This is a genomic window from Microbacterium esteraromaticum (assembly GCF_900163815.1).
Lineage (GTDB): Bacteria > Actinomycetota > Actinomycetes > Actinomycetales > Microbacteriaceae > Microbacterium > Microbacterium esteraromaticum_B.
In genome coordinates this window covers 66,368-89,491 of sequence record NZ_FUKO01000023.1, presented here as the reverse complement: position 1 = coordinate 89,491, position 23,124 = coordinate 66,368, and the positions used below count along the sequence as shown (strand labels likewise).

The following is a 23,124-nucleotide window of genomic DNA, read 5'->3' as shown; positions in this document are numbered from 1 at the left end:
GGGTCAGGCCACGCGCTCCTTCGGCGAAACCGAATAGGTGTGCTCGGGGTCGTCGTTGACGACGCCCTTGAGCGCGGCGTCGATCGCGTCCATGACATCGTCTTCCAGCGTCACGCCCGAGGCCTTCACCGTGTCGGCGAGCTGCTCGGGTCGCGAAGCGCCGACCAGAGCCGCGGCGACGTTCGGATTCTGCAGCACCCAGGCGATCGCGAGCTGCGGCATCGTGAGGTCGGCAGCAGCGGCGATCGGCTTCAACCGCTGCACGGCGGTGAGGATGTCATCGCGCAGCAGGCCTTCGATGAAGTGCGCGCCGGAGTTCGGATCGGTCGCACGCGAACCCGCAGGAACGTCCTGACCAGGAAGGTACTTGCCGCTGAGCACGCCCTGCGCCATCGGCGACCACACGATCTGCGAGATGCCGAGCTCTTCCGACGCGGGCACGACCTTTCCCTCGATGACCCGGTGCAGCATCGAGTACTGCGGTTGGTTCGAAATCAGCTGGAAGCCCAGCTGCTTCGACAGCGCGTGCCCCGCGCGCAGCTGCTCGGCCGTCCACTCCGAGACGCCGATGTAGAGCGCCTTGCCCTGACGGACCACATCGGCGAACGCCTGCATGGTCTCCTCGAGCGGAGTCTCGTGGTCGTAGCGGTGCGCCTGGTACAGGTCGACGTAGTCGGTGCCGAGACGCTCCAGCGAGCCGTTGATCGACTCCATGATGTGCTTGCGGCTGAGTCCCGTGTCGTTCGGGCCCTTCGGTCCGGTCGGGAAGTACACCTTCGTGAAGATCTCCAGGCTCGCGCGCCGCTGACCGGCGAGAGCCTTGCCCAGCACGACCTCCGCAGCCGTGTTGGCGTAGGTGTCTGCGGTGTCGAACGTGGTGATTCCGGCATCCAGCGCGGCGTGCACGGTGGAGACGGCGGCGCCGTCATCGACCTGCGAAGCGTGCGTCACCCAGTTGCCGTAGGTGATCTCCGAGACCTTGAGGCCGCTGTTTCCGAGATAGCGATAGTTGACCATGCGTCCACGCTACTGCGCCGTGCGCCACCCGGCTCGGAATCGTCAGGCGGATGCTGTCGCAGCCGGCGCCCCAGGCGGTGCAGCATCCGCTCCGGTGACGATCGCCGCACGATCTCGGAAGCCCTCCGCGGTAACCCGATCGAGGTCGACCTGCTTGCGGATCGCGGCGGTCTTCTCGTACAGCGACGGCTCGCCCCAGCTGGTGAGCACCTTCACGAGCACCGGCAGCAGCTCGATCATGAAGAACAGCGCCGCGATCAGCCAGTGCGCCCACAGGATCGTGGGCTCCTTCGCAGCCAGCCGGTTGAGCCCGGTGATCTGGCTGAGCAGTCCGACGGCGCCAGCATTGCCCTGCGCGACGGAATCCGCCCGCGCGTTGTAGGCGGCGAGCGCCTGATCGTAGCTCTTGTTCGCGGCCGGCAGCTGGTCCTTCGCCTGCTGGCGGTTGGCGGTCTCCGATGCCGAGGTGTTCTGCTTCGCCTCGGAATCCGCAGCCGACAGGTCGTCGTTGGCACCGCGCAGCTGCTCGGCCAGCCCGTCGTAGGTCTGCTGCGCCTGCGCGAGCTGCGCCTTCGCGGCATCCGAACTCGAACCCTGTCCGTTCACGCCGGTGCAGCCGGGCACCTCGCCGACGCCCTCTCCGGTGAGCTCGCACTGGTACAGCGCGCGCGCGGAATCGATGACCTTCTGCTGATCGGCCATCTTTCCGGTGAGATCGTCGACCGTCGACTGCGCCGCCGTGGTCGAGGCGGAGCCCGAGTCTGTGCCCGCCACGACGCCGGTTGCGGCCTGGTTCTCGAGAGCGGCGACGCGCTCGGATGCGGCATCCAGCGCCAGTTTCTCCGGTCCCTGGTCGAGGGCGTCCTGATCGGACTGCGACTGGGTGATGTTGGTGGATGCTACTTCGCGAGCGATGTCGTTGTGGAACACCTGCAGCACGAGCGGCTCGGCGACCAGGAAGCCGATCAGCATCGCCATCGCGACACGGGGCAGCGCGAGGCTGAGCATCTTCCACACGCTGCGCGTGGAGGTCATGGTCGAGGTGAGGAAGCGGTCGAGGTTGAAGATGATCGCCGCCCACACGAGCGCGAGCGGGATGGCGACCCAGATCGCGACCTGCACGCCGGTGGTCAGCGCGAATAGCATCGAGATCGCGGAGACCAGCGCGGTGCCCAGCAGCACGAAGAACATCTGCACGAACCGCGGCGTCTCACCGGGCACGCGGTCGAGAATCGGGCCGTCAGCACCGCCGAGGATGGCGATCGTGCGCAACCGGGAGCCCGGTGCGCGTGGCGGCCGCTGGCGCTTCGGTCGGGGCAGCCGCGGTGCGGGACGGGCGGATGCTGCGGGCGCCTCCTGCGCGGGCTCGCGCTCGACGACGGGTGCGGGCGTCGGTGCGGTTTCGGTCACCGGGGCCGGCTCCGGCACATCGGGAGACTCGCTGCCGGTCGGCTCGAAGGTCCGCAGAAAGTCGAGGTCGTCGTCAGTCACCGTGCCGCCAGGGCCGTCGGTTTCGAACGAGATGCGCCCCTGGGAATCCATCTGGCCAGGGCGATGCGCGGAATAAGACATCCCACCAGGTTAGAAAACTCCTGCTGTGGGACTCCCGGAAGATGCCTGCAAGCGCTCTCAGCTTCAGCCGAGCTGTGCGGCAGCGGCCTCGTCTTCGGTCGTGGCGACCAGCTGGCCGCAGGCCCCGTCGATCTCCTTGCCGCGGGTGTCGCGCAGTGTCGTCGGAATGCCCGCGTCGTTGAGGCGGCGCACGAACTCGTTCGTCACCTCGCGGGTGGAGGCGGTCCACACCGACTCCGGCGTCGGGTTCAGCGGGATCGGGTTGACGTGCACCCAGCCTCGGCCGCGCTCGTTGAGCTTCTCGGCCAGCAGATCGGCACGCCAGCCGTGGTCGTTCATGTCCTTGATCAGCGCGTACTCGATCGAGACGCGGCGCCCGGTCTTCTCGTAGTACTCGCGGGCAGCATCCAGCGCCTCATCGACCTTCCACTTCGAGTTCACCGGAATGAGCTCGTCACGCAGGTGATCGTCCGGGGCGTGCAGCGAGAGGGCGAACGTGACGGGGATGCCCTCGTCGGAGAGCTTCCGGATGGCGGGGACGAGACCGACCGTCGATACCGTGATGCCGCGGGCGCTCATGCCGAGCCCGTTCGGCTGATCGGCGACCATGATGCGCACAGCATCCATAACCCGCTTGTAGTTCGCGAGCGGTTCGCCCATGCCCATGAAGACGATGTTGCTGACGCGCTCCATGGAGTGGTCGTCGGACTTCTTGCCGCCCAGGCCGCCTTCAGCGATCAGGCGGTTGGCGCGCACGATCTGCTCGATGATCTCGGCGGTGGACATGTTGCGGGTCAAGCCCGCCTGGCCGGTGGCACAGAACGGGCAGTTCATGCCGCAGCCGGCCTGGCTCGACACGCACAGCGTGATGCGGCCCGGGTAGCGCATGAGCACCGATTCGACGAGAGCCCCGTCGTGCAGGCGCCACAGGAATTTGATCGTGTCGCCGCGGTCGGTCTTCAGCTGTCGCACTTCGGTCAGCAGCGGCGGCAGCATCCCGGCGACGAGCTCTTCGCGCTGCGCGGCGGGGAGGTCGGTCATCTCGGCGGGGTCGGAGGTGTAGTGCGTGAAGTAGTGCGTCGACAGCTGCTTCGCGCGGAAGCCGGGCAGGCCCAGCTCCTTGACCTTCTCGACGCGCTCGGGGGGCGTCATGTCGGCCAGGTGCACCGGCGGCTTGCCGCGCTTGGGGCTGGCGAACTGCAGCAGCGGGCGGCCTTCGGCATCCTTCTTCTGCGTCCAGCCCTCGGTGCGCGGGCGCGTCTGACGCACGCCGGTGTTCGCGGGGCGCGCAGGAGAAGTCTCGGTCATGTACTCCAGGGTACGGGAGCACGACAGGGAAGGCGCTGGAGGCCCAGCTTGTAATTACAAGTTGTCAGGAGCACAATGGGGCTGACGAATGGAGTCCTTCATGACCGACCGCCTCACCCGTACCCGCGCCGCAGGCGTGCTCGCCGTGCTGCGTGCGCCGTCGCCCGAGGCTGCGCTGGATGCTGCTGACGCGATCATCCGCGGTGGCATCACCGGCGTCGAGGTCACCTACTCCACTCCTGACGCGCCAGCGGTGATCCGCGAGCTGATCGCCCGCCATGGCGAGCGCGCGCACATCGGCGCGGGCACCGTGACCACCGCAGCGCAGGCCGCAGCCGCAGCCGACGCCGGCGCGGAGTTCCTGGTCAGCCCCGGCACGCTCCCCGACCTGACTCGCACGATGCTCGATACCGGCCGCGTCGTCATGACCGGCGCTTTGACGCCGACGGAGGTCATGGTCGCGCTCGACCTGGGCGTCGATGTCGTGAAGATCTTCCCCGCGTCGCTCGGCGGCCCCGCGTTCCTGGGTGCGCTGCGCGGACCGTTCCCGGATGCTCCGCTCATGCCCACCGGTGGCGTGAAGCCCGACAACCTCGCCGACTGGTTCGCCGCTGGTGCGGTCGCGGTGGGTGCAGGCGGCGACCTGGCGAACTCGGCATCGATCGCAGCATCCGACTGGGCTGATCTCGAGGCGCGCGCGGCGCGGTTCGCGGCTGCACTGGCGACCGTTCGGGGCTGACGCCCGTCTCCGCGCCCCGCTCCCCGCACGGATGCAGGGAAAATGTACGCTCGCAGGCGAACACGCCCGTGTTTCTCTCGCCAGGCGTTCAAACTCCCTGCATCCGTACGGTTGGGCGCGGCCTCAGTCCAGGAAGATGTCCGGGAACAGCCGGTCATCCGGCGTACCGGGAACCGCGGCGTACTTCGAGAAGTCCGTGACTCCGGCCTCTTCCAGCACGTCCTCCACGATCAGCGTCTGCCCCGTGCGCTGGCTCGCCGACTGACTGATCACGGCGTACGCCGCATCCGCATAGATCTCGGGCGTGCGGCTGGCGGCCATCACGCGGTCGCCACCGAGCAGGTTCTGCACCGCGGCGGTCGCGATCGTCGTGCGCGGCCAGAGCGTGTTGGCGGCGATCCCGGCATCCGCGAACTCTGCCGCCAGCCCCAGCGTGACCATCGTCATGCCGTACTTCGCGAGCGTGTACCCGGTGTGCGCGCCGAGCCACTTCGGCGAGATGTTCAGCGGCGGCGACAGCGACAGGATGTGCGGGTTCGACGATTCCTTCAGCAGCGGGACCGCCGCGCGCGACAGCATGAATGTGCCGCGGACGTTGACGTCCTGCATGAGGTCGTACTTCTTCGCCCCCAGGTCGAGGGAGCGTGAGAGGTCGATGACGCTGGCGTTGTTGATGACGATGTCGACGCCGCCGAACTCGCCCTGCACCTTCATCACCGCCTCGGTGATGTCGCTGTCCTCGCGCACGTCGCCCACGATCGGCAGCGCCTGCCCGCCCGCGGCGCGGATCGCGTCGGCGGCGGTGTGCACCGTGCCCTCGAGCTTCGGATGCGGGGTATCGGTCTTGGCGAGCATCGCGATGTTCGCTCCATCGGCCGCCGCCCGCAGAGCGATGGCGAGGCCGATGCCACGGCTGCCGCCTGACATCAGGATGGTCTTTCCTGCAAGTGACATGGGTTCTCCTTAGACTTTCACGGATGCGGTTCCCGAGGGGCGGTTTACTTCGGGGCCATCCGGATGGCACCGTCGAGGCGGATGGTCTCGCCGTTGAGGTAGCCGTTCGCGACGATGTGCTCGACGAGCCCCGCATACTCATCGGGTCGGCCCAGGCGCGAGGGGTACGGCACCTGCTGGCCGAGCGATTCCTGCGCCGCTTCGGGCAGACCGGCGAGCATGGGGGTCTCCATGATGCCGGGGGCGATGGTGCACACGCGGATGCCGTAGCGAGCCAGCTCGCGGGCGATCGGCAGTGTCATCGCGTGCACGCCGCCCTTCGACGCGGAATAGGCGGGCTGTCCGATCTGCCCGTCGAAGGCCGCGACGCTGGCGGTGTTGACGATCACGCCGCGATCCCCGCCCTCGGTCGGCTCGTTCTGCGCCATGATCGCCGATGCCTGTGATGTGACGTTGAAGGTGCCGACGAGGTTGATGCGCACGACGCGCTCGAACGCGACGAGGTCGGCGGGGCTGCCGTCGCGATTCAGCACTTTGGCGGGCGGGGCGATACCCGCGCAGTTCACGACGACGCGCAGCGGCGCAACAGCCTGAGCGGATGCCACGGCCGCGGCGACCTCTTCGGCACTGGTGACATCGGCCGCGGCGAAGATGCCACCGAGCTCAGCCGCACGTTCCGCACCGGAAGAGTTCGGCAGGTCGACGATCGTGACCTTCGCGCCGGAAGCGGCGAGTCGGCGAGCGGTGGCGAGGCCGAGTCCGCTGGCGCCACCGGTGATGAGGGCGCTCTGTCCCGTGATCTGCATCGAGTTCTCCTTCGAACGGCTCCAGTCTGACGGTGATCCAGCTTGAAGGCTGCTCACGCCGACCGATGATTGCGACTGAGTTCCAGCATACGTGAGCCTGAGTCTCCCATGGGTCTGCATGCAGGACTGCGCCCAGATTAGGGCAGACCTGCCCATTGCGCACCCCGCACCGGCGCGAACTAGGATCCATGCAGAGACGACTCGCATCTGACACAGCATGCAACGCCCCATCTAGGACATGATCAAATATGGCCGTTAGCCGCTGGCTCACCACGTCTGCTGCGCGAGGGGTACATGCCGAACGCGACCATCGACATCCGGGTGCGCGTGCCGGAGGGCACCACCTTCGACGTCGCCGCAGCGGCAGCGAGCGCCGGATGGACGTCGGATGCCGCCACGACCGAGCGCGGATTCAGCTCGGTGCCGGTGTCGGTGTCTCCCTCCAAGGATCAGGGAGAGAGCAATCTGGAGCGCCTCGGCGACTGGCCGGGCGCGGTCCCCGCGGCCCCCAGTGACATCGCCGCCCGCGACTGACCGCAGGGATCGCGAGCCCCCTCCCGGGGCCTGGCGGGAAGATCCTCCGCGGTGCGATGCTGAGGGCATGGACCTGCGTCGGAAGCGAGCCTACGAAATCGCCTCAGCGGAGGACGGGTTCCGCGTGCTGATCGATCGGCTGTGGCCGCGCGGCGTCTCGAAGGAGAAGGCGGCGATAGACCTGTGGGCGAAGGACATCGCTCCGAGCACGGAGTTGCGCCATGACTGGCACGCGGCTCCGGATGCTGATTTCGAGATCAACGCCGAGCGCTATCGACAGCAGCTGGCGCACGAGAGCGCCGAGGCGCTCGATCAGCTGGTCGCCGAGCTCGCGCAGCATCCGGTCGTCACACTGGTCTACGCACTGCACAACACCGAGCACAACCACGCGGTCGTGCTCGCCGACGTGCTGCGGTCTCGCCTGAGCTGAGCCGACAAGCGGAGCAGGTCGGGTCAGGTCCAGACGAAGCGGAAGGTGCCGGCGAGCACGGCCGCGGTGAGCGCGAGGGCCATGATCGTGGCTCCGCCGAGCAGCGCCACCGCATCGCGCGCGTGCAGCCGTGACGGGCGCGCCCATGTGCGAGGGATGTCGGAGCCAAAACCGCGTGCCTCCATCGCCATCGCCAGCTTGCTGCCCCGCCGCACGGCGAAGACGAGCAGAACGAACGCCATCGAGAAGAATCGGCGGAATACCCCCGTGTCGCCGACGCCGCGAGCCCTTCGGGCGAGACCCATGGTGCGCCAGTCATCGAGGAAGAGCCCGAGCATCCGAGTGCCGGCGAGGATGCCGAGCACGAAGCGACTCGGCAGCTTCGCCACCTGCGCCAGCGCGTCGGAGACCTCGGTGGGGTCGGTGCGGCCGAATAGCAGAATCGTCGGCACTCCGAGCGCCAGCACGCGCACCCCCACTGCGAGTGCCAGCGCGATCGAATCGTCGCTGATCGTGGCGAAGGCGAAGCTGAAGTAGATGCGGCCGGCGGGCTCGGCGTAGAGCAGCATGCTGATTCCGGCGATCGGCGCGAAGACCAGCAGCGGCAGCAGGCGCTTGAGGACCGTGATCAACCGCAGACCAGTGAGCGGCAGGCACAGCAACTGCAATGCGATGGCGGTCAGCGCGCTGACGACGTCGATCGACGCGAACAGCGGAATCGACAGCAGCAGCGCGAGCACGATTTTGGTGACGGGGTTCACACCGCTCAGCCACGTGCGGCGTTCGATATCGAGGTCAGTCATGCGGCATCCACCTGTGCCAGAGCGATGCGATGACCGCCGAGGTGCTCGACGACGCCGGCGTCGTGCGTGACCGCGACGACCGAACGGCCGCGCGCGATCTCTTCCTGCAGCAGCGCGACGAGCGAGATCCAGCCGCGCCGGTCCTGTCCGAAGGTGGGTTCGTCGAGCACGATCACTTCGGGGGATGCTGCGAGCACGGTCGCCACCGAGAGCCGCCGCTTCTGACCTCCCGACAGCGTGAAGGGGTTGGCGAGCGCCAGCGCAGACAGCCCCAGACGCTCGAGCAGCCCGTCCACGACGGCTTCGGTGCGCGCGTCGTCCCACCCGAGCGCCTTCGGCCCGATCGCCAGCTCATCGCGCAGAGTCTGCGCGAGGAACTGATGCTCGGGTTCTTGAAACACTGTGCCGATGCGGGTCAGCAGCTCGCGCGACGCCCAGCGGAAGGGGCGGCGCCCGTTCTTGCCGGCGAGGCTCGGCGCCGAGACGACTTCGCCGGCCTGTTCGGGGATGAGACCCGCGAGCGTCAACGCGAGCGTCGACTTGCCGATGCCGTTGGGTCCGGTGATGACGGTCGCGGCACCGCGCGGCACTGTCACATCCAGCCCGGACTGCACGGCGGTGCGCCGGTCGCGGCTGATCGCCAGACTCTCGGCTGAGAGGATCGGCGCGGATGCATCGACAGCATCCGCCATCGGAAGCATCGGCAGCTCGACGTCCTGATCGGGCACCCAGACGCCGGCATCGGCAAGCGTTCGGCCGTGCTCGGCGAACACCTGCGCCGGGGATCCGTCAGCCAGGAGCCCGCCGTCGGCGGCGAGCACGATGACGCGGCTCATGAGGTCGACCCACACCGGCGTGCGATGCTCGACGACGACCAGCGTGGCTCCGGTGGACTCGACGACGCGCTCCACACTCGCGCGCACCTCGGCGACGCCGTCCGGGTCGAGGTTCGCCGTCGGCTCGTCCAGCAGCAGCAGCCCCGGCCGCATGGCGAGCACGCCCGCCAGCACGAGCCGTTGCTTCTGTCCGCCCGACAGGGCCTTCGTCGGGCGCCGCGGCGGCACATCGAGTCCGACGGCTTCCATCGCTTCGGCGACCCGGTGCGGAATATCGGATGCCGGAACCCCGAGGTTCTCGCACCCGAAGGCCACATCGTCGCCGACCTTGGAGAGGATGATCCCGGCATCCGGATCCTGCAGCACGAGTCCCGTACGACCCCGCTGCGACTCGGGAGCCGCACCGTCGATGAGCAGCGATCCGGTCCGCTCGCCCTCGTCGGCGTCGCCGAGCACCCCGGCGAGCCCCGCGAGCAGAGTGGACTTGCCCGCACCCGAAGCTCCGAGCAGCAGCACCCGCTCCCCCGGTTCGATCGTGAACGAGACGTCGCTCACCGCGGGAAGGCGCCGACCGGCGTAGCGCCATCCCCAGCCCGCGGCAGTGACGCGGGCCGGGCTGGCAGCGGTCATACTCAGACCTCTCGGACGAGTTCTCGTCCGGCAGCGAATCGACTGAGCGCGCCCGTGACGGCGAGCGCGCGCACGAGCAGCCAGCCCACGACGCCGGCGAGGATCGCGCCCGAGATCACCAGGGTGACCAGGTAGATCGAGTTGTATTCGAAGGTTTTGAGGATGTTCGGGGTGCTGCCGTAGAACAGCTCGAAGACCCACGCCGCGGCCGCCGCGCCGATGCCCGCGAGAGCAGCCACGACGATGCCGAACCGACGGTAGAAGAACAGCGCGAAGATGAGTTCGGCACCCAGGCCCTGCACGATGCCGGAGAGCACGGTCGAGACGCCCCAGACGTTTCCGATGAGCGCCGAGACGATCGCGGCGACGAGCTCGACGACGAGCGCGGCGCCGGGCTTGCGGATCACAAGACCACCGATGACACCGCCGATCAGCCAGATGCCCACGGCGATGCCGCCCAGGCCGGGGGTGACTGCGTCGGCCGCGCCGAACCAGGCGCCGCCGATAGCGTTCCAGCCCCAGAAGACGAGACCGATCGCGACGCCGAGCACAGCGGCGACGACGATATCGACGACGCGCCAGCGCCAGGGATTGTGCGCGACCCCGGTCGAGACGGGGGTGGGCGTGGATGTAGACGTACTCATGTGAGCTCCTCCCTGCGCTGGCATTATCCAGATCAGGTTCGACGGTCGAAGCGCTTTTCGCTTCCTCTCAGCCCGGCTATCCGGACTCCCGTGGTGATGCGGTCAATCTTAGCCGGGTCGCCGCAGAAAATCTGGCGGACGCCGCGGGACGGATGCTGCCACCGGATGCGTCTGGATTCGATAGCGTAGGCGGGTGACTCCCTCCTCCGATTCGGCGCCTCCAGCCTCGCGCCGTGCCCGCCGTGAGCGCGCGCGATCACGGTCGACGACGACGGACGCCACGACGAGCGAGTCGACAGCCGTCGACACGATCGAAGGACGCGAGTGGGACGCAGATCCGGCTACCGATGCGGATGCGGATCCAGGGACAGCTGAGCGCGCGGCCCCGGCGAGGACAACGCCGCCGATTGCCGAGTGGTCGGATGAAGAGCGCCCGCCCACGGCGCTGACCTGGCTCGATCCGAGTGTCGTTGCGGCAGCATCCGACCCCCGGGCAACGCCCGCGCCCGCTCTTTTCGCCGGCGCTCGTCTGACTCCCGGCTGGCGGCGACCGCGGGTACTGGTTCCGATCGGGATCGTCGCGGCACTGTGCGCGTCGTATGCCGCCACCACTCTGCTCTGGCCGCTGGATGCCGTCGCCCCGACCGTGCAGACGGCCGAGGTCACGATCGAACCGGCACCTGTGGCCACCGCCGCCTGGCCGACCACCGGCAGCGCGGCCGTGACCGTGCAGGGTTTCGCGCCACTGGCCTCGAGCACGGATCGCGCCGAGATCGCGAGCATCACCAAAGTCGTCTCGACGCTGATGGTGCTAGACAAGTTGCCGCTGAAGGTCGGCGAGCAGGGCCCGAGCTTCGCATTCACCGCTCAGGACAACCGCGACTACTGGAGCTACCGCAGTTCGAACCAATCGGCACTGGATGTGCCTGTGGGCGGCAGCCTGACCGAATATCAGATGCTGCAGGGAGTGCTGCTCGGGTCGGCGAACAACTACATCGACCGGCTCTCCGACGAGCTATGGGGATCAGATCGAGCGTTTGCCGAGGCGTCGGAGAGATGGCTCCGCGATCATGGGATCACCGGAATCTCGCTGGTGTCGCCGTCAGGCTTCGATGAGGGCAACGTCGCTGCCCCGCCGGCGCTCATCCAATTGGCAGAGCTGGCCATGCGCAATCCCGTGTTCGCGGAGATCGTCGGCACGCACTCCGCGGAGATTCCCGGGGTCGGTACGGTCACGAACACGAACCGGATGCTCGATGACGAAGGTGTCATCGGCGTGAAGACCGGCACCCTCTTGAAATGGCACCTGCTCACGGCCAAGGATGTGCAGATCGGCGAGACCACGGTGCGACTGTTCACCGCGGTTCTCGGCCAGGACAGCGATCAGGATCGTCTCGCGGTGACGAGGCAGCTGCTCGCCGGCGTCGAGAGCTCGCTCACGGCTCAGCCGGTGTCTGTGCCCCAGGGCACCGCGACTGGGCATGTCACCACGGAGTGGGGCGACCGCGTCGCGATCGTGACGGATGCTGACACCAGCGTGACGCTGTGGAATGGTGCGGATGCCACCGCCACCGTCGACTTCACTTTTACAGACCAGACCGCCGCCGGCGCGAAGGTCGGCACGCTCAGCGCTCAGGGGCCGATCAACGATGCCCAGACATCGGTTTCGCTCGCCGACGAGGTCCCTGCCCCGAGCGCCTGGTGGCGGCTCACCCACCCGCTCGAGCTCTTCGGTCTCCAGGGCTGACGCGAGAACGCCCGCCCCGGGAGGGAGCGAGCGCTCGTGCGATCAGCCGCGGCTGCCCCGTTCACCCGGATGCGGCACGCCCGGGTGCGGCTCCGCAGAATGCGACTCCGCCGCCGACTCCGCGAGGAGCTCGGTGACCGGCAGCACGGGCGCCGCGCTGTAGCCGGGAACCGGAACCTCTCCTACGAGAGATATCGAGCACAGTCCCTGTCTTCTCCATCAGAATCACAGGTGTTGACTGTTCGTTCAAAAATCAACCAACAGCCCTGCCAGCCTGCCGCGCGACACGACGATGCCGCAGACCTCATAGTCGTCACTATCGTCCTCAACGGCATACAGAGCAGAATCTAGAACGCGCCTGTCGTGATCCCGGCGGAACCCGATGGTGGAGTGTTCAGCACGTTGTTGCCTCCCGGCTCCCATGCATCGGCCGTATTCGGATTGCCTGCCTCTTGCCGTTTGATGCACTTCCACTCGATCCCGCTCGAGGGCGGAAGATTCTCGATCTCGCCGGTCCAGGTGGGATATGCACTCGGATTGAGCTTGATTGCGCTTGCCGGCGACCAGTTGCCCAGTTGCGGGATGTTGCCCACGACGTAGACCGACTGGCCGACGGTGGTCGTCGCGGACTCGCACGCGAAGGTTGCCCATACGGGGTCTTCGCCCAACGTGAAGGCGAAGGCCTTCGCGGTGCCGGCCGACCTGCTGGCCGCCTTGGCGATCACGATGTTGCCGCCCGCGTTGTACCAGCCGCTGCTCGCGGCGTCGAAGGCGGCTTTGTTGGCGTGCTCGGTGAGGGTGCTGCCGTTGAGAGTCACCGAGGCGGCCTGTGTGTCGTCGGTGACGAGCTTGACGACCGTCGGGCGTGATGACGGGGCGCCGGTGTACGTGCCCGAGGCCGCACCCACCGTGACGGTGGCGACGCTCCCGGTCATCGACTGGCTGATCTCCGTCGTGCGCACCGCGCCGCTCTGGTAGGCCGTGCTGGCGCCGTCGTCCTCGTACAGCGTGAAGCTGGACGCGTTGCCGTCGGCGTAGACGGTCGTGATCTGGTCGTTGTGCACGGTTGAGTCCGAGCGTAGACCCGTGATGTCCTTCGTCTCGGCATCGACGTACGCCTGCGGGATGATCGCACCCGCTCGGGCATAGGCGGGGAGGGTGAACACTCCATTGCGCCACAGTGGCACATCGGAGATCCACTGACCCGTGCTCGAGATGCGCTCGTTCGTGTGGATGTCAATCCAGTCGCCCGCCGGCAGGTACACGTCGCGCTCCCGCTCGCCGGATCCCGCCACGATCGCCACCATCAGATCGCGGCCCAGCATCTTCTGGTGACCCATTTCCCGCACGTTGTCATCGTTCTGGTAGTAGTACACGAGCGGCGGTGCCAGTGGTTCGCCGTATCGGTTCGCGCGGTGCGCGAGTGAGTACGTGTAGGGCGCGTTCTCGTAGCGGCGCATGAGGTTCGCACGGTTGCTGTCGACGTCGCCGATCGCGTCGGGCGTGGTCTCCAGGCAGTTGCAGAGGTTCTCGGTGTGTGGACGCAGGGGAGTGTCGAACCAGGCGCTGTCTGCGAACCACTGAGTGTAGAGTTCGTCGGCGTCGACGTCGAGCATCTCGCGGCGGAAGCCTCCGACATCGGAGCCGTAGTAGTCGATGCCCGACATCGACATGTGCATCTGGGTGTTTTGCTGCGAGGCGAGGGCCTTCATCGTCGAGCCGATGTCGGCCGACCACATGGCCGTGCCGTATCGCTGGATGCCGCCGGCTGCAGCCCGCGAGAGCAGGAACGGGCGGGCGTCCTCGTCATTGCGGTCGTAGCCGTCGGCGATGCTCTTTGCCCACAGGAGGTTGTAGGCGTTGTGGTAGTCGGCGTGCGCGTGCTTGCCGGGGATCACTCCTGCGGTCCAGTCGTTCGTGTCGTACATCTCGGGCTCGCCAAGGTCGAGCCAGTGCCCGGTCACGCCCTCGTCTAAGAGGTGCTGGCGCTGTTCGTCGTGCCAGGTGGCGCCGGCGGCGGGCTGCGTCCAGTCGATCATCCCGCCCTTGCCCCACCACGGGTTGCCCGTGAGGTAGGCCGGTGTGCAGGTGGAGCACCCAGAGCGCACGAGGTATCCGTCGGCGGCCATGTCGGCGTGCTCCGGCAGGTTCTTGCCGACGTACGACTCCTCGATCGGGATGATGCCGACGCCGTCCGCCTTGAGCGCGGCGATCTTCGACGCCGGGTTCGGGAAGTTCGTCGTGTCCCAGTCGAGGGTGCCCATGCGGGTGTCGTCGGAGTCGGCGTCGACGCCCCCGAACCACTGGACGTCGAGCATGGCGCCGTCCACAGGGAAGTCGGCTGCGCGCAGACCGGAGATGGTGTCGTCGAGCTCTGACCAGTCGTCGTAGCCGAACTCCGACACCCACAGCCCGAACGCCTTCTTCGGGGGCACCGGCGGCGTGCCGGTGAGCTCCATGTAGTCCTCGCGCAGATCCGGCAGGTCCGGCCCCGACATCAGGTACCACCGCACCTGGTCGCCCCACGTGCGCATCGTCCACGGATCGCCTGTCAGGTTCCACTCCTGCTTATAGAGCTGGTCGACGAACAGGCCGTAGTTGGCGTTGTCGTCACCCAGGGCGAACAGCACCGGGATCTGCGTGTTTCCCACCGGGCCGTTCTCGGCGTCGTAGACCATCGCGTTGCCGTACGTGCCGCCGGGGAAGCGGACGCGCCCCACCCAGTCACCGTCGGCGCTCGCACCCGTGAAGAACTGCTGGCCGAGACCGTAGGCGTTCTCCATCGACGACTTCGTGATGTTCAGGCCCTTCCACGCCTGCGTGAGGTCGACCGGGCAGGTCGTCTGCAGCACGAGGTTCGGCGTGCGTGTGATGTCGGTCGCGGTCACGCACAGCGTCGACGTGTTGACCTCGAGCCGTAGCCCCGCCGTCTGGATCGTGCCGCCGCTGCGCGAATAGGTCTCGGGCCCAGGGTAGTTCGTCCTGGCGATCTGCGGCGTCGTGAACAGCGCCGTCGACGTTCCCGGCGACGTGCCGCTTCCGGCCACCTCAAAGTGCACCAGGTCGTCATCGAGCACCTCGACCACGAGGTAACTCGAGCCGGAGGTGAACTGGGCACGCTGCACACCCAATGGCGCTGCTGTCGCGGACTCAGCATCTATCCACCCATTCAGCGTGGTCAGGAAGGCCGCCACAATCGACGCGATAGCGAGCGTCGCGACGCGGCGACGCGTTGTCACAGTATTCATAAGGGGTCTCTCCACGATTCCGGCTCAGCGTGCGAGCACGAGGTTGTCGAGGTTGATGCCGCCCGTGTCGCTGCTCGCATACTCGATGCGGACGGTATGGCGGCCGGGAGTGAGGCTCGCGCTGATCGACGCCGTGCCCCAGGTGCTCCAGGAGCCGGTCGAGGGCAGGGTGACCGTATCGATGGACGTTCCATCGACGCGGACGGTGCGCACGGCCGAGGCGGACGCGCCGTTGCCGTAGCGGAAGCGAAGCTGGTGCGTCGCGTTCGCCTCGACCCACACGTCAAACTGCACGGCGTCGCCACTCGAGGCGAACCCGTCCACGAAGCCAGACCCGGTGTAGCCGGGGTGGTCGGTGTTGGTGCTCACGCCGGTCTGTGCGGCGAACTCGGCCTCGTAGGCAGCCTTGTCCACCCCGCTCAGGGCGATCGTACGGGCGGAGGTGCTCGCTCCCACCTTCACGTAGGTCAGCTGCTGCACCGAATCCTAGAACCAGCCGGTGCTCGCCGAGGCAAGCGCCGACACCGAGCTCACCTCGGTGAGCGCCGAACCGGCCACCGAGACACCCGTGGGCTTCGTACCCGAGACCTGGTAGGTCGCCGCGGTGGTCAGCGCCGGAGCGGAGACCGATACGGTGCGCGCCACGCGGTCGGACGTGACCGAGATGGTGCGGTGCGCGTCGGCCGAGTCCTCGAAGTAGTCGTATGTGCTCGACGCCAACGGGTAGATCCGGAACACGAGGTTGTCGTAGGTCTCGACGTCGTTGCCGATCGTGCCGCCCAGCTGGTACGCGTCGTTCAGGTTGAGCGGAATGACCGCTCCGGCCCGGGCGTAGACGGGGATCGTGTCCTTCCCGGCGTAGTACTGCTTCACGCCGTTGCCGATCGCGCGTCCGCCGTTCCAGAAGTCGTACCACTCGCCCGAGGGCAGGTAGACGTCCTTGACCGTCTGCCCCTGGGTCGTGATCGGGGCGACCAGCAGCTGCGAGCCGAACAGGTACTGCTGGTCGTAGGTCGCCGCCGTCGCGTCGCCGGGGAATGCGAGGCTCATCGCCCGCATCATCGGCACGCCCGTCGAGGCGCTGTCGTCGGCCTCGGTGTAGAGGTAGGGCACGAGGTTCATCCGGACGTTCGCGAACTTGGTGAACGTCGGCACGACGCTCGTGTCGCCGGTGCGCGCCTGCACGTTCCAGGGCGTGCGCGCCTCGGAGGGCGTGGGGTCGGCTTTCTCGGAGTGGTACTGCATGATCGGCGAGAAGGTCGCCTGCGACGCGGAGCGGAGGTAGAGCTCGGAGCTGGGGAACGAGCCGGTGAAGCCGGCGAGGTCCCACGCCCAGAATGGAACGCCCGACTGCCCGGCGCTCTGACCCGCCCGCACCGCCTCCTGGAAGGCGCCGAACGTCGACGACTGGTCGCCCGCCCAGAAGATGGACTGGCTCTGGCCCCCGGAGGTGCCGGCGCGGCTGAAAATCGTGCCGTCGCCGCCGGTCTTCTGCTGCACGAAGTCGTTGTAGGCGCGGGTGTACTCGTTCGGATAGGCGTTGTGCATCTCGTCGCCTCGGCGGCCGTCGGCCGCCTGGAGGTCGCGTCCGAACAGGGCCTCGCTGCCGTCGGTCTTGAAGCCGTCGACGCCGAGGTCGTCGAGCAGGTATGCGCGTTTGCTCATCCACCAGTCGGTGGCGGCTGTGCTCGTGAAGTCGGGCACCGTGCTGTCACCGAACCACTGGCCGGTCGGGATGCGGTACGGCTGGCCGTCGCCGTCCTTCACGAGGAAGTTCTGCGCCGCAGCGTAGGCCTTGTCGTTGAGGTGCTGCTGCGGGGCGGTGGAGGGGTTGGAGGTGAAGTTCTCCTTGAGCACCGGGATCTGCCACAGGATGACCTTGATGTTCTGGTCGTGGGCGTCCTGGATCATCTGCTTCGGGTTGCTCCATGCGCCGCCCGAAGGGAAGGTGAGGTCGGCGTAGTCGAGGGAGCCGCTCCCCGAGGTGGGCGTGTACTGCGCGTCTTTCCAGAGGTAGAACGTGGCCTCGTCGCTCCATTGCTCGAGGACGAGCGCGCTGTGCGGGATGCCGGAAGAGTCCACCTGGTTCAGCCACGTGTCGACCTCGGCCTGCGTGTTCCACTCGTTCGCCGAGCCCCAGAGACCGAAGGCCCACTTGGGCGGGAGGAGTGGTCGGCCGGTCTCGGCGGTGAGGTCGTCGAGCATGGCCGTCTGGTCGCCGGTGAAGAACTGGTAGGTCATGGTCGAGTTCAGGGCGCCGCCGGTGTCGACGGTGAAGCCGGCCATGTCGGAGCGGTAGGTCGCCAGGTTGAAGATCGCGTACCGGGTGCTCGGCACGTGCACGCCGTAGCCGGCGGAGTTGGCGAAGTACGGCACCGAGTAGTAGGTGCGACGGGAGGTGCCCTGATCCTGGTACTGGTTGTAAACGTAGTTGTGCACGTCGGTGCCGCGGTGGTCGAGCCGGTCGTAGCGCTCGCCGAAGCCCTCGAATCGCTCGCCGGCGGGGCTCAGGAAGTGGTCCTCGATCTTGGTCACGGTGGAGCTGCCATCGCTCGCCCATCCGATGTTGCGGAACTGCGCTGGGTCGTACTGGCGGGTGATCAGCGTGGTTCCGTCGCCCTTGTAGACCGACAGGCGGTACGGGCTCTTGTCGATCTTGAGCACGAGCTGGCTCGTGGCGATGGTCACCTGCGATGCGCCGTTCGTGACACTGTAGCTCGTGAGACCGCTGAGGTTCAGGCCTGATCCGTTCGGTGCGATCTGCACGTCGTAGCCGTCCAGGCGCGGGAAGGCGAAGCGCACCTTCGGGGTGAAGTCGCCGGCGCTGTCTCCTGTCACGATGTCGACCGAGGTGCCGTTGTCGATCACGTTCGTGACATCGGTGACGGTACTCCACGAGGTGGTCGCGAACGAGAACGGGCCGATGTCGCGCTGCACGCCGCCGTTGACGTCGGCGTGCACCGTGTACTCGACGTCATCGCCGCGGGCGAAGGAGCCGAGATCGATCTTCCAGTAGGTGTTGTTGCCGGAGTTGTAGTCCCAGCTCGCGCCGCGCGGAGTCTGGGCGACGCCGTTGACGCTCCATGTGACCCAGACCGACTGCCCCGAGGCGATGGGCCAGGTGGTGGCGCGGACGGTGACGTTCTCACCCGCCATAGGGTCGCGCGGCGATCGTTCGGTGGGCTGTGTGGCGTACAGCTCATCATTGCCGTAGGGGTTGTGCCACACCCCGTCCAGCGTGTTCGCGTGTGCCGGCGTCGCTGCGAGAAGGGCGATGACGAGGGCCATCACGACACCCGCGGCGAGCACGATCGCGCGGCGGGGACCCGCGGAGGGAAGAGTCCGTGCAGCAGAAGACATGGGAACCTCTTTGTTCAGGTCTGAATATAGTGGAGAGTGTGGACTATCCATGAGTCCAAGATCAACCCTTTCCATGAAACCGATATTTGGTGCGTGGCTTTCGGGCTCGTCGGTGAAGTTCCAGTTGACGTCCGCGCGCGTCGTGTCCTAACGTTCATTCAGACCTAAACAAAGGGGTTCACGTGCCGTCTTCTTCCGCCCGCGCCGATGTCACCCGATCGGCCGTGCTCGCCTTCATCGGCGGCAGCGGCCCCACCTCGCGTGCCGACCTCGCGAGGGAGCTTGATGTCTCGCCCGCCCTCATCACTCAGCACACGCGTCAGCTGATCGCTGACGGACTGCTCGTCGAGCTCGACCACAGTCCTTCCAGCGGCGGACGCCCCGCGCGACTGCTCGGACTCGTGGCCGACGCCGGGCGAGCGATCGGCGTCAAGGTTGTCGCCGACCACATCACCGTCGTGGAGGTCGGGATCGACGGAACCGTCGTCCGCTCCGCGACCGAGCCCTTCGACGCCGCCTCGGGCACCGCCACCACGCGCCTGGCTGAGAGGCTCCGCGCCTTCATCGGCGGGGGAGACGGTGCGCCCCTCCTCGGCGTCGGCGTCGGGGTGCCCGGCAACGTCGAGGAGCAGGCGGTCGGCACGGTCGACTCGACGCAGCTCGGCTGGCAGCGCGTGCCCCTGGGGGAAGCCCTCCGCCGTGAGCTCGACCTCCCTGTGCTCGTCGAGAACAACGTCAACGCGCTTGCGATCGCCGAGGCCCTGCACGGCCAGGCCCGCGGCCACGAGAACGTCCTGGTCCTGACGATCGGCACGGGTGTCGGTGCCGGGCTGGTGGCGGACGGTCGTGTGCTGCTGGGACGAAGCGGCGGCGCGGGCGAGATCGGGCACGTGCCGGTGGAGGAGGACGGTCCCCTCTGTCAGTGCGGAGGTCACGGCTGTCTCGAAGCCCTGGTGAGTCAGGAGGCCCTCGTCCATCGCGCGCGCGAACAGCGCGTCATCGGTCGCGACGCCGGTATCGCGGTGCTCCGCTCCCTCGCGGATGCGGGCGACTGCGGTGCCCAGCAGCTCTTCTCGCACGCGGGGCACCTGCTTGGTCGGGTGCTCGCCGGCGTCGTGAACGTCCTCGATCCGGAGATCGTGATCATCCTTGGCGAAGGCGTCGAGTCGTGGCGGCACTGGTCGTTCGGGTTCGAGCCGGCGTTCCGTGCCGGTCTCATCCCGCGCAACCGCGCCGTTCCGGTCGCGGTCGAGACCTGGCAAGATGACCGCTGGGCGCAGGGAGCGGCCTCGCTCGTGCTCTCGACACCGTTCGACGACCAGGGACGCTCCGGTGAGCAGGGACGCCTCGTGCGCGAGCGACTCGGCGTGGCGCGTTCGGTCGCTCCCGGTGAGAGCGGCGGCGCGAAATGACCCTCGCGGTCCGGCCCCTGCCGACCGACGTCGGGCGCGAGCCAGCCCAGGCCCCGCCCGTCCGCCGCCCCCGACGTCGCATGCGCTATGCCCTCACTGTGCTCGCCTTCCTGCTGCCGAGTGCAGTCCCGCTCGCGCTCTTCACGGTCTACCCCATGTTCGGCGCGCTGTGGACGAGCCTGCACGAGTGGAACCTGCTCGCGCCTATGAAATGGGTGGGCTTCGACAACTACGTGCACCTCGTGCAGGATCCAACGACGCAGCGGGCGTTCCTCAACACCCTCTACTACCTCGTCGGCTATCTGCCCCTCGTGTACGTCGGCGGAGTCGCCCTCGCGCTTGCTCTCAACGTGCGGCTGCGCGGTCGCAACATTCTGCGGGGCGTGTATTTCCTCCCCGTCGTGACGAGCTGGATCGTGGTTGCCCTCGTATGGCGCTGGCTGCTCAACCCGTCAGTCGGAATCGTCAACGCGACCCTCGCAGTGTTCGGCATCGACGGACCCGGGTGGTGGGCGGACCCCGCATGGTCGATGCCATCGATCATCCTCGCCTCAGCGTGGAAGGACCTCGGCTTCGTTATGATCATCCTGCTCGCGGGTCTCCAGTCCATCCCGCAAGAGATGTACGAGGCAGCGAAGGTCGACGGTGCGGGGCCGTGGCGGCGCCTGTTCAACGTGACCCTCCCGCTGCTGTCGCCCTCGACGTTCTTCGTCGTCGTGATCTCCCTCATCAACGGCTTCCAGGTCTTCGACCAGGTCTACGCCATGACCGGCGGCGGACCGGCGGGGTCGAGCACGGTTGTCGTGCAGCAGATTTACGATCTGACCTTCCGCTACGGCGCCGCCGGGGAGGCGTCAGCCCTGTCGTGGATGCTGTTTGTCCTGGTCCTCGGTGTCACGGTAGTCCAGATCGTCGGTCAGAAGAGGTGGGTGACCTATGCGTGAGAAGACCCAGCGCGCTCTGCTCACCACGGTTCTGATCCTCGGCGCCATCGTGATGTTCTTCCCGTTCTTGTGGACGCTGTCCACGTCATTCTCGTCTGGTGCCGGACTCGACGCGACCCCTCAGCTCATCCCTGATCAGCCGTCATTCTCGGCCTACCAGACGCTGTTTTCCGAGCTACCGTTTGCTCGGATAATCGTAAACTCGCTGGGGCTCGCCGCAGCTACCGCGGTTTTCCAGCTGATTACCAGCTCGATGGCCGCCTATGCTTTCAGCCGTCTCCCGTTTCGCGGCCGCGGAGCAGTGTTCGCGGTGTACCTCGCGACGATGATGATCCCCATTCAGGTGCTCATCGTGCCGCTGTTCGTTCAGATGCGCGATCTCGGTCTCGTCGACACGTATCTCGGCGTCCTGCTTCCGGGGGTCGCTAGCGCGTTCGGCGTGTTCCTGCTCCGCCAGGCCATGAACGGCGTGCCGCGCGAGCTCGACGAGGCGGCCACGCTCGACGGCGCCGGCCACTTCCGTATCTTCGGTACGGTCGTCCTTCCGCTCGTGGGGCCGGCTCTCGCGACACTCGCGGTGTTCTCGTTCATGAACAGCTGGAACGGTTTCCTCTGGCCGCTCATCATCCTGCGTTCGGCTGAGCTCAAGACGCTGCCGCTGGCGCTGGCCGGGCTCCAGGGGCAGTACACGACGCAGTGGGATGTGATGATGGCGGGCTCCGTCGTCAGTATCCTCCCCATGCTCGCCATCTATCTGTTCGCTCAGCGCTACGTCATCCAAGGCGTGGCCTCCAGCGGCATCAAGTAAACCCGCACTACCTCACCTCGCACACCGTATCGAAGGAGATATCCCATGAATCGCACAGCACCCCTCACCGGGATCGGCATCTTCGCCGTTACCGGGCTCGCCCTCGCAGGTTGCGCCGGACCCACCAACCCCACTGTGGAGGATGACGTGACGATCACGTACTCCAATTTCATCTCGGCCGGCGGTAATGAGAAGAATCTCGAGGCGATCGTCGATGCCTTCGAGAAGGAGAACAAGGGCATCACGGTTGAGGTGAAAACGCTGCCCTACGCCGACTACTTCACGGCACTGCAGACCGACCTTGCCGGTGGGACGGTCGCTGACGTGTTCGATATCGAATTCGCGAACTACGCCGCCTACCAGCAGAGCGGTGTGCTCGCGCAACTTGAGGGTGTGGATGCGAGCGTGTATCAGGCGTCGCTCGCGGAGGCGTACGCCACCGATGGCACACAGTATGCGCTCCCGAGCTCGTTCTCCAACGTCGTCCTGTTCTACAACTCCAACCTGTTCGATGCGGCCGGTCTCGACTACCCCACCGCCGACTGGACCTGGGCCGATGAGAAAGCCGCCGCCGAGAAGCTCACCGACGTAGGCGCGGGGGTGTGGGGTGATTACCAGCCGATCTCGTATCACGAGTTCTACAAGGCCGTCGCGCAGGCCGGTGGAGAGTTCCTCAAGGCGGACGGCTCGCTCGGGTTCAACAGCCCTGAGGGAATCGCGGCCGCCGAGTGGCTGGTAAGCAAGAGCGGCACGACGATGCCAACCGCCGAGCAGGGGGCTGGAACACCTGACTTTGACAGTGGGCTTTTCGCCGATGGCAAGCTTGCGATGTGGCACAGCGGCATCTGGATGTTCGGCGGTCTCGCTGACGCCGGTATCACGTGGGATATCGCCGTTGAACCCGGTGACGCGCAGCACGCGAGTGCGATGTTCTCCAACGCCGTCGGTGTCTCAGCGGGCACCAAGCACAAGGACGCAGCCACGAAGTTCGCCGAGTTCCTGACGAGCTCTAAGACCACTGTCGACACGCGTCTGACTGCCGGATGGGAGCTCCCACCGATCGCTGACGAGGCTGCACTGTCCGCCTACCTCGACATCACTCCGCCGACCAACCGTCAGGCCGTGTTCGACTCGCTCGACGAGGTGGCACTCGCTCCTTCCATCGGCGACGGCCAGGCCCAGATGCAGGACATCGTCACTGAGGAGCTGACTGAAGCGGCCGCGGGCCGCAAGACCGTCGAAGATGCCCTCGCCGACGCCGAGAAGCGCATCGCGCCTCTCCTCGGCTGACATCCGCTTACTGGCCGGGGCGGGAGCACTCCCCCCCGGCCA

General features: G+C 67.1%; 19 protein-coding genes and 1 riboswitch. Of the genes, 8 read left to right on the top strand and 11 right to left on the bottom strand.

Annotated elements, in window-relative coordinates; genetic code table 11:
* Positions 1–3: 3 nt before the first annotated feature.
* From FM104_RS10570 to rlmN, 3 genes are all read right to left on the bottom strand, one after another.
* A complete protein-coding gene (locus FM104_RS10570; protein ID WP_087132206.1) occupies positions 4–1,017 on the bottom strand; it encodes an aldo/keto reductase family protein in 1,014 nt (337 codons plus the stop codon).
* 42 nt (positions 1,018–1,059) lie between these two features.
* Positions 1,060–2,589: a DUF4407 domain-containing protein gene (locus FM104_RS10565; protein ID WP_087132205.1), complete on the bottom strand. Its 1,530-nt coding sequence runs from the start codon at positions 2,587–2,589 to the stop codon at positions 1,060–1,062.
* 63 nt (positions 2,590–2,652) lie between these two features.
* Positions 2,653–3,897 carry a 23S rRNA (adenine(2503)-C(2))-methyltransferase RlmN gene (gene rlmN / locus FM104_RS10560; protein WP_087132204.1) on the bottom strand — a complete coding sequence of 415 codons (1,245 nt, stop codon included), beginning with the start codon at positions 3,895–3,897 and terminating at the stop codon, positions 2,653–2,655.
* Between the two features lie 100 nt (positions 3,898–3,997).
* Between rlmN and FM104_RS10555 the strand changes: the two genes are divergently transcribed.
* On the top strand, positions 3,998–4,636 hold the full coding sequence (locus FM104_RS10555) for a bifunctional 4-hydroxy-2-oxoglutarate aldolase/2-dehydro-3-deoxy-phosphogluconate aldolase (protein WP_087132278.1): 639 nt from the start codon (positions 3,998–4,000) through the stop codon (positions 4,634–4,636).
* A 123-nt stretch (positions 4,637–4,759) separates the two neighbouring features.
* Here FM104_RS10555 and FM104_RS10550 read toward each other — a convergent pair whose 3' ends face one another.
* The gene (locus tag FM104_RS10550; protein WP_087132203.1) at positions 4,760–5,590 is read right to left on the bottom strand and encodes an SDR family oxidoreductase; all 831 of its coding nucleotides are present in this window, start codon (positions 5,588–5,590) and stop codon (positions 4,760–4,762) included.
* 44 nt (positions 5,591–5,634) lie between these two features.
* Positions 5,635–6,396 carry an SDR family NAD(P)-dependent oxidoreductase gene (locus FM104_RS10545; protein WP_087132202.1) on the bottom strand — a complete coding sequence of 254 codons (762 nt, stop codon included), beginning with the start codon at positions 6,394–6,396 and terminating at the stop codon, positions 5,635–5,637.
* A 294-nt stretch (positions 6,397–6,690) separates the two neighbouring features.
* On the opposite strand from FM104_RS10545, the gene FM104_RS10540 reads away from it, so the two are divergent.
* Together FM104_RS10540 and FM104_RS10535 are read left to right on the top strand one after the other, a co-directional pair.
* Positions 6,691–6,930 (top strand): hypothetical protein, encoded by a 240-nt coding sequence (locus FM104_RS10540; RefSeq protein ID WP_087132201.1) that lies wholly within the window; start codon positions 6,691–6,693, stop codon positions 6,928–6,930.
* A 67-nt stretch (positions 6,931–6,997) separates the two neighbouring features.
* The gene (locus tag FM104_RS10535) at positions 6,998–7,360 is read left to right on the top strand and encodes a DUF488 domain-containing protein (protein WP_087132200.1); all 363 of its coding nucleotides are present in this window, start codon (positions 6,998–7,000) and stop codon (positions 7,358–7,360) included.
* Positions 7,361–7,383: 23 nt separating this feature from the next.
* Here FM104_RS10535 and FM104_RS10530 read toward each other — a convergent pair whose 3' ends face one another.
* The 3 genes from FM104_RS10530 to FM104_RS10520 form a co-directional block, all read right to left on the bottom strand.
* On the bottom strand, positions 7,384–8,163 hold the full coding sequence (locus FM104_RS10530; protein ID WP_087132199.1) for an energy-coupling factor transporter transmembrane component T family protein: 780 nt from the start codon (positions 8,161–8,163) through the stop codon (positions 7,384–7,386).
* Entirely contained in the window at positions 8,160–9,629 is a 1,470-nt protein-coding gene (locus FM104_RS10525; protein ID WP_087132198.1) for an ABC transporter ATP-binding protein, read from the bottom strand. The genes FM104_RS10530 and FM104_RS10525 overlap by 4 nt, the downstream gene beginning before the upstream one ends.
* 2 nt (positions 9,630–9,631) lie before the next feature.
* Positions 9,632–10,273, bottom strand: a complete 642-nt coding sequence (locus FM104_RS10520; protein ID WP_087132197.1) for an ECF transporter S component — start codon at positions 10,271–10,273, stop codon at positions 9,632–9,634.
* Positions 10,266–10,375, bottom strand: a riboswitch (TPP riboswitch). Its footprint overlaps the gene before it by 8 nt.
* Positions 10,376–10,466: 91 nt before the next feature.
* On the opposite strand from FM104_RS10520, the gene FM104_RS10515 reads away from it, so the two are divergent.
* The gene (locus tag FM104_RS10515) at positions 10,467–12,020 is read left to right on the top strand and encodes a hypothetical protein (protein ID WP_087132196.1); all 1,554 of its coding nucleotides are present in this window, start codon (positions 10,467–10,469) and stop codon (positions 12,018–12,020) included.
* Positions 12,021–12,367: 347 nt separating this feature from the next.
* Here the strand turns inward: FM104_RS10515 and FM104_RS10510 are convergent, their stop codons facing one another.
* The 3 genes from FM104_RS10510 to FM104_RS10505 are packed head-to-tail and all read right to left on the bottom strand — an operon-like array spanning position 12,368 to position 18,628.
* Positions 12,368–15,268, bottom strand: coding sequence for a TIM-barrel domain-containing protein (locus FM104_RS10510; protein ID WP_087132195.1), 2,901 nt, complete (start codon positions 15,266–15,268; stop codon positions 12,368–12,370).
* A 24-nt stretch (positions 15,269–15,292) separates the two neighbouring features.
* On the bottom strand, positions 15,293–15,748 hold the full coding sequence (locus FM104_RS16630) for a carbohydrate-binding protein (RefSeq protein ID WP_218778574.1): 456 nt from the start codon (positions 15,746–15,748) through the stop codon (positions 15,293–15,295).
* A gap of 6 nt (positions 15,749–15,754) precedes the next feature.
* On the bottom strand, positions 15,755–18,628 hold the full coding sequence (locus FM104_RS10505) for a TIM-barrel domain-containing protein (protein WP_218778573.1): 2,874 nt from the start codon (positions 18,626–18,628) through the stop codon (positions 15,755–15,757).
* Positions 18,629–18,810: 182 nt separating this feature from the next.
* Between FM104_RS10505 and FM104_RS10500 the strand changes: the two genes are divergently transcribed.
* From FM104_RS10500 to FM104_RS10485, 4 genes are read left to right on the top strand one after another with little or no spacing between them, the layout of a single operon-like run.
* Positions 18,811–20,040 carry an ROK family transcriptional regulator gene (locus tag FM104_RS10500; protein WP_087132194.1) on the top strand — a complete coding sequence of 410 codons (1,230 nt, stop codon included), beginning with the start codon at positions 18,811–18,813 and terminating at the stop codon, positions 20,038–20,040.
* A complete protein-coding gene (locus FM104_RS10495) occupies positions 20,037–20,984 on the top strand; it encodes a carbohydrate ABC transporter permease (RefSeq protein ID WP_087132193.1) in 948 nt (315 codons plus the stop codon). The genes FM104_RS10500 and FM104_RS10495 overlap by 4 nt, the downstream gene beginning before the upstream one ends.
* Positions 20,977–21,792, top strand: coding sequence for a carbohydrate ABC transporter permease (locus tag FM104_RS10490; RefSeq protein WP_087132192.1), 816 nt, complete (start codon positions 20,977–20,979; stop codon positions 21,790–21,792). The genes FM104_RS10495 and FM104_RS10490 overlap by 8 nt, the downstream gene beginning before the upstream one ends.
* 45 nt (positions 21,793–21,837) lie before the next feature.
* The gene (locus FM104_RS10485) at positions 21,838–23,082 is read left to right on the top strand and encodes an ABC transporter substrate-binding protein (protein WP_087132191.1); all 1,245 of its coding nucleotides are present in this window, start codon (positions 21,838–21,840) and stop codon (positions 23,080–23,082) included.
* Positions 23,083–23,124: the final 42 nt, after the last annotated feature.